At 70.0% G+C, this 5,791-nt stretch carries 6 protein-coding genes; 5 read left to right on the top strand and 1 reads right to left on the bottom strand.

The window, feature by feature from the left end:
- Positions 1–18 precede the first annotated feature (18 nt).
- Together EXE44_RS15835 and EXE44_RS15830 are read left to right on the top strand one after the other, a co-directional pair.
- Positions 19–579: a TATA-box-binding protein gene (locus EXE44_RS15835; RefSeq protein ID WP_053770359.1), complete on the top strand. Its 561-nt coding sequence runs from the start codon at positions 19–21 to the stop codon at positions 577–579.
- 80 nt (positions 580–659) lie between these two features.
- Complete coding sequence (locus tag EXE44_RS15830; protein WP_137717908.1) at positions 660–1,019, top strand: hypothetical protein; 360 nt, start codon at positions 660–662, stop codon at positions 1,017–1,019.
- 60 nt (positions 1,020–1,079) lie between these two features.
- On the opposite strand, the gene EXE44_RS15825 is transcribed toward EXE44_RS15830, so the two are convergent.
- Positions 1,080–3,296, bottom strand: a complete 2,217-nt coding sequence (locus tag EXE44_RS15825) for an ATP-dependent DNA helicase (protein ID WP_137717907.1) — start codon at positions 3,294–3,296, stop codon at positions 1,080–1,082.
- Between the two features lie 180 nt (positions 3,297–3,476).
- On the opposite strand from EXE44_RS15825, the gene EXE44_RS15820 reads away from it, so the two are divergent.
- The 3 genes from EXE44_RS15820 to radA form a co-directional block, all read left to right on the top strand.
- Positions 3,477–3,956, top strand: coding sequence for a histidine kinase (locus EXE44_RS15820; RefSeq protein WP_137717906.1), 480 nt, complete (start codon positions 3,477–3,479; stop codon positions 3,954–3,956).
- 82 nt (positions 3,957–4,038) lie between these two features.
- Positions 4,039–4,539, top strand: a complete 501-nt coding sequence (locus tag EXE44_RS15815) for an ACT domain-containing protein (RefSeq protein ID WP_053770355.1) — start codon at positions 4,039–4,041, stop codon at positions 4,537–4,539.
- Between the two features lie 227 nt (positions 4,540–4,766).
- The coding region (gene radA, locus EXE44_RS15810; RefSeq protein ID WP_137717905.1) for a DNA repair and recombination protein RadA at positions 4,767–5,791 on the top strand (1,025 nt) is incomplete at its 3' end.

Genomic DNA, 5,791 nt, shown 5'->3' with positions numbered 1-5,791 from the left:
CGGGCGAGAATCGAGGTGATGACGGCCGACCCGAAGGAGACGATCACCGTAGAGAACGTCGTTGCCTCCACGGGGATCGGACAGGAGCTCGATCTCCAGAGCGTCGCGATGGACCTCGAGGGCGCCGACTACGACCCCGAGCAGTTCCCCGGGCTCGTCTACCGGACCACGGACCCGAAATCGGCCGCGCTGATCTTCCGGTCGGGGAAGATCGTCTGTACGGGGGCGAACTCGATCGAGGCGGTCCACGAGAGCCTCGACACCGTGTTCGGGGAGCTCCGCGCGCTCCAGATCCCGATCGAGGACCCGGAGATAACGGTCCAGAACATCGTCACCTCGGCCGACCTCGGCGAGAGCCTGAACCTGAACGCGATCGCGATCGGCCTCGGCTTGGAGCACATCGAGTACGAGCCGGAGCAGTTCCCCGGGCTCGTCTACCGCCTCGACGAGCCGGAGGTCGTCGCGCTGCTGTTCGGCAGCGGCAAGGTCGTCGTCACCGGCGGCACCAGCGCCGACGACGCGGCCGCCGCCGTCGACGTGATCGTCGAGGAGCTGAACGGGCTCGGGCTGCTGGGGTGACGCCGCGACCCCGCGACGGGAGCGGGACCGACGCGGCCGCGTTCCGCGACCACTTTTAGTCGTCGCCCCGTAGGCCGACCATGCTCTTACAGACGGTGACGCCGGTCTCCGTGCTCGGGACGACCGTCCTGTTGGCGCTGTTCCTCTCGGTGACCGCGCACGTCGCGGCGCGGAACGTCCTCGGCGACGTCGACCCCCGGCGCGCCCTCTACGTCGGGCCGCTGCCCGCCGTGATCAGCGTCGTCGGGAACGCGTTCGAGCTCTCCGGGGCGCTCATCCTCCTCGCGGCGCTCCTCGTCGACGGCACGATGTTCTGGTGGAGCTACGAGCAGCCGCGGCGGACGGTGCTCGCGATGACGCTGATCCACGGCGTGGTCACGACGCTGCTCAGCGGGCTCCTGCTCGTGGCCTCGATCCTGATCGCGTCGATGCCGGGGTAGGGTCGGCGGCGGTCCTCGCGAACGACCGCGGTACGGCGGCGGACCCCGCCCGCGACCGCCTCACGGCGACGGCGGCTGGCCGTCGTAGGCGTCGTGGTCCTGGTAGAAGTTCAGCATCGCGAACTTCAGCTTCGTCGGGTCGACGTCGAGCAGCTCCTCGCGCTCCTCGGGCGGGAACGCAGAGCGGACCGAGTACTTTCCCATGTCGGCGGTCGTATAGCGGCGGTCCGCGAGGATCCGCACCCCGAAGTCCTCCGGGCCGCGGATCACGCGGCCGAGCGCCTGCCGCGTCTTGCGGATCGTCGGGATCTCGACCGCGTAGGTCCACCCCGGGTCGCGGGCGCGGTCGCGGTCCGCGAACGCCCGGTCGTAGGCGTCCTGAACGGCCTGGGTGCGGTCCGAGAGGTGCGGGTACGGGACGCCCACGACGACGACCGTGCGTGCGTCGTCGCCGTCGAAGCTCACCCCCTCGCCGAGCGTCCCCCACAGCGACGTGAACAGCGCGGCGCCGTCGCTCTCGACGAACTCGCTGCGGAGCCGCTCCTCGTCCTCCCCCGGGCCGTCGAGGTAGACGGGGCCGAGGTCGGCCGCGCCCGCCCCGCCGGAGACCTCGGCGGCGGCGCCGGACGCCGCGCCGCCCGGGCCGGTGAGCCGCTCGTGGTAGCGCTCGGCCTCCGCGTACGATGGGAAGAAGGCGAGCGTGTTGCCCGGGGTGAACCGGATCGCGTCGCGGAGCAGCGACGACACCGCCGCCTGGGTCTCCGGGTCGTTGCGGTCCGAGGCGAAAAGCGGCGGCACGTCGGCGGCGAACGTCCGGCGGTTCGCCTCGGGGTAGCCCATCTCGTAGGCCATCGACGCGGCGTCCTCCAGCCCCAGCACGTCCTCGGTCACGTCGAACGGGCGCAGCGTCGCGCTCATCAGGACCGAGGCGGCCACCTCGTCGAACAGCTCGCCGGTGACGTTCCGCGGGATACAGGTGTACAGCTCCGCGCGCCCGTACACCTCGTCGGTGCCGGCGTCACGCCGGACGGAGACCACCGGGTACTGGCCGAACTCGGCCCCCTCGTCCATCCACGTCGCGACGAACCGGGCGGCCGCGAGCGTCTGCGACTCCGAGCGGGTCGTCGCCTCGCCGTCCCGGTAGCGGCGCTCGTACTCCTCGTCTATCGCCTGGCCGAGCTGGACGGCGAGCTCGGCCTCGGTGTCTATCCCCCGCCCCTCGTAGTTGCGGAGGAACGCCAGCGTGAGGTCGTCGCGGCGGTCGTCGTTGGCGATGGAGACGTCCTCCCAGTTCTCGTCGACCCCGCCGAACCCGAGCCCGTCCTCGTAGGTCTCGACGAGGGCGTCGCGGAAGGCGCGGAGGACGTTCTCCGCGGGCTCGGCGCGGGAGTCGTCGCTGTCGGCCAGCTCGTCGAGCGCGGCGTCGAGGGTGTTCTCGGTCAGCGTCCGTGTGGCGTGGTCGCGCGCGGCGTCCTCGATGTTGTGCGCCTCGTCGAAGACGGTGATTATCTCGCTCGGGTCGCGGTCGATCCACCGGAAGAACTGCTCGCGGATGTTCGGGTCGAGGAGGTGGTGGTAGTTACAGACGACGAGGTCGACGCCCTCCATCCCCTCCTTCAGCAGCTCGTAGCCGCACAGCTCGCGCTCGTCGGCGTACGCGTACACGTCCTCGGGGGTCCGAACGTCCTCGAACAGCCAGCCGAAGAACTCGTCGGTGTCGCGGGTGAGGTTGTTCCGGTAGTGTTCGCAGACGTTCGCGGCCTCGTACTCGTCGAGCTCGGCCTCCAGCTCGTCGAGCTCGTCCATGATCGCCTCGCGGGCCTCCGCGGCGCCCGCGTCGCCCTCGCGGCTCTCGGCTAACAGCTCGCGCTGTCGCGACTCCAGTTCGCGGACGTCCGACTCCGTCTCGACCATCTCGCGGGTGGTGTCCCGGAGGGTCTGACACTCCTGGTAGTCCACGTCGATGTGGCACATCGACGACTTCCCCTTGAAGACGACCGCGCGGATGGGTTCCTCGCGGGTGATGGCGCGGGCGTCCTCGACGAACTGCCGCATCTGCTGGTGGACGTTGGTCGTGATGACGACCGTGCGGTCGTGCTCGCGGGCGTGTTCCAGGGCGGGCACGAGCGCGGAGAGCGTCTTGCCCGTCCCGGGCGCGCCCTCGAACAGCACGTCCTGCCCCCGGTCCAGCGCGTTGGCGACCCTGTCCATCGCCTCGCGCTGGTTCGGGTAGGGCTCCTCGTACGGGAAGAACCGCAGGTGCGGCGACTCTGACACGGGGTGGGGTTCGGCGCCACCGGCCAAAAGGGGTGGGGTGGCGGGGCGGAAGTGGTCCGGCGTGAATCGGTCGAGCGGTGCGCCTCGGTAGCTTCGGGGATAAATACGCTCGGGTCGTGTGCGTGCTTGCCACACAGTACCAGCAGATGTTACCGCATTTCGCGCGACGGTCGAACCGACATGGCGACCGAGACAGCGACCGCGGCGACGGACGTATCGACCGAATCGGGCGACTGGAAGGCGGGCGTGGCCGGCGGGCTGGCCGGCGGCGTCGTCTTCGGACTCGTGATGGCGTACGTGATACCCAACCCGCTGTTGGGGGTCGTGATCCCCTCGATGTACGGGCTCGCCCCGCCGGCGTCGCCGCTCGTCGGCTGGGTGGTCCACCTGTCGCACGGCGCAGTCCTCGGCGTCGCGTTCGCCGCGCTGGTCGCGGTTCGGCCCGCGCTCGGCGAGGGGATCGGGCGGTCTGTCGGCGCCGGCGCGGCCTACGGGATAGCGGTCTGGGTCGCGCTCGCCGTGCTCGTGATGCCGGTCTGGCTCTCCGCCGTCGGCTCCCCGGCGAACCCGCCGCTGCCGAACGTCAGCGCCGTGAGCGCGGTCGGCCACGCCGCCTACGGGGCCGTGCTCGGCGCGACGTACGCGGGCCTGTCGGACTGATCGCGCGGCCCGACCGCCCGCGCGCGGCGACCGCGACGCACCCTGATTTATCACGCCGCGCCGACACCGTCGATAGTACCGAATGTTCGACGAGATCCTCGAGAAGTTCGAGGGGTCACCCAGCCAGCAGGCGGTGATCCGGCTCTTCCTGGAGCGCGGCTTCTCCGTCAACGAGGAGGGACGGGTCGTCTCCGGCGGGATCGAGATCCCCTACACCGGCATCGCGCGCGAGCTCGACGTCGACCGACGCGTCGTCGACTCGACGACCGACGCGATCCTGGCCGACCCCGAGCTGAAGCGCATCTTCACCAACATCTCGTCGGTGCCGAGCCTGATGGACTTAGCGCCCGTCTTAGACCTCACGGTGCTCACCATCGAGGTCGCGGCCGCCGACGAGGCCGGGATCGTCGCCGAGGTCACCGGAATCTTGGCCGACCGCGGCGTCTCGATCCGACAGGTGCTGAGCGAGGACCCCGAGTTCACCGACGACCCGAAGCTGTACGTGATCACCGACGCCGACCTGTCCGGCGACCTGCTCGTGGAGATCCGCGACCTCGACTACGTCCGCCGCGTCGGCTTCTGAGACCGCGTCGGCCGGCATAGCGTCCTTTTCGCGGCGGCGACGGCGGAGGCGCGCACCCGCCGCGGCGGCGCCCCGCCGACCAGTTTCACCGGCCGGTCGGCGCGTCCGCTCCGGCGAGTCCGTGCGAGAGCGAGCGAACCGCGAACGAGCGGACCCGCCGCGTCCGTTTCACTTTCACTCGGGTGTAAACCAGTCTTTATACCCGATGGCGAACAAGGACCGGGTACATGCCTGAAGACGAACTCGAGGACCTCCCCGGCGTCGGCCCGGCGACCGCGGACAAGCTCGTGGACAACGGATTCGAGAGCTACCAGTCGATCGCGGTCGCGAGCCCCGGCGAGATGTCGAACACCGCCGACATCGGCGAGTCGTCCGCCGCGGACATCATCAACGCCGCCCGCGACGCCGCCGACGTGGGCGGGTTCGAGACGGGCGCGAGCGTGCTGGAGCGCCGCCAGGAGATCGGCAAGCTCTCGTGGCAGATCGACGAGGTCGACGACCTCCTCGGCGGCGGCATCGAGACCCAGTCGATCACCGAGGTGTACGGCGAGTTCGGGTCCGGGAAGTCGCAGGTCACCCACCAGATGGCGGTCAACGTCCAGCTGGAGCCGGAGAACGGCGGCCTCGACGGCGGCTGTATCTTCGTCGACTCCGAGGACACGTTCCGCCCGGAGCGGATCGACGACATGGTCCGCGGGCTCGACGACGAGATCCTCGCCGACGAGATGGAGCGCCGCGAGATCGAGGGCACCCCCTCTGACGAGGAGGCGTTAGAGGAGCTCGTCGAGGCCTTCCTCGACCAGATTCACGTCGCGAAGGCGTTCAACTCCAACCACCAGATCCTCCTCGCCGAGAAGGCGAAGGAGCTGGCCGGCGAACACGAGGAGACGGAGTGGCCGATCCGGATCGTCTGCGTCGACTCGCTCACCGCGCACTTCCGCGCGGAGTACGTCGGCCGCGGCGAGCTCGCCGAGCGACAGCAGAAGCTCAACAAGCACCTCCACGACCTGATGCGCCTCGGCGACCTGTACAACACCGCCATCCTCGTCACCAACCAGGTCGCGTCGAACCCGGACTCCTACTTCGGCGATCCGACCCAGGCGATCGGCGGCAACATCCTCGGGCACGCCTCCACCTTCCGGATCTACCTCCGGAAGTCGAAGGGCGACAAGCGGATCGTCCGCCTCGTCGACGCGCCGAACCTCGCCGACGGCGAGGCCGTGATGCGCGTCCAGAACGAGGGGCTGAAGCC

It is taken from the genome of Halorubrum sp. SS7, from assembly GCF_005435055.1.
GTDB classification, from domain to species: Archaea; Halobacteriota; Halobacteria; order Halobacteriales; family Haloferacaceae; genus Halorubrum; species Halorubrum salinarum.
Note: the sequence above shows the minus strand (reverse complement) of the source record. Positions and strands in the feature narration are given on the sequence as shown.

Bases quoted from the DNA above. Each gene is read 5' to 3' on its own strand.
- EXE44_RS15830 (WP_137717908.1), top strand. From the start codon at position 660: ATGCTCTTACAGACGGTGACGCCGGTCTCCGTGCTCGGGACGACCGTC.
- EXE44_RS15835 (WP_053770359.1), top strand. From the start codon at position 19: ATGACGGCCGACCCGAAGGAGACGATCACCGTAGAGAACGTCGTTGCC.
- EXE44_RS15820 (WP_137717906.1), top strand. From the start codon at position 3,477: ATGGCGACCGAGACAGCGACCGCGGCGACGGACGTATCGACCGAATCG.
- EXE44_RS15815 (WP_053770355.1), top strand. From the start codon at position 4,039: ATGTTCGACGAGATCCTCGAGAAGTTCGAGGGGTCACCCAGCCAGCAG.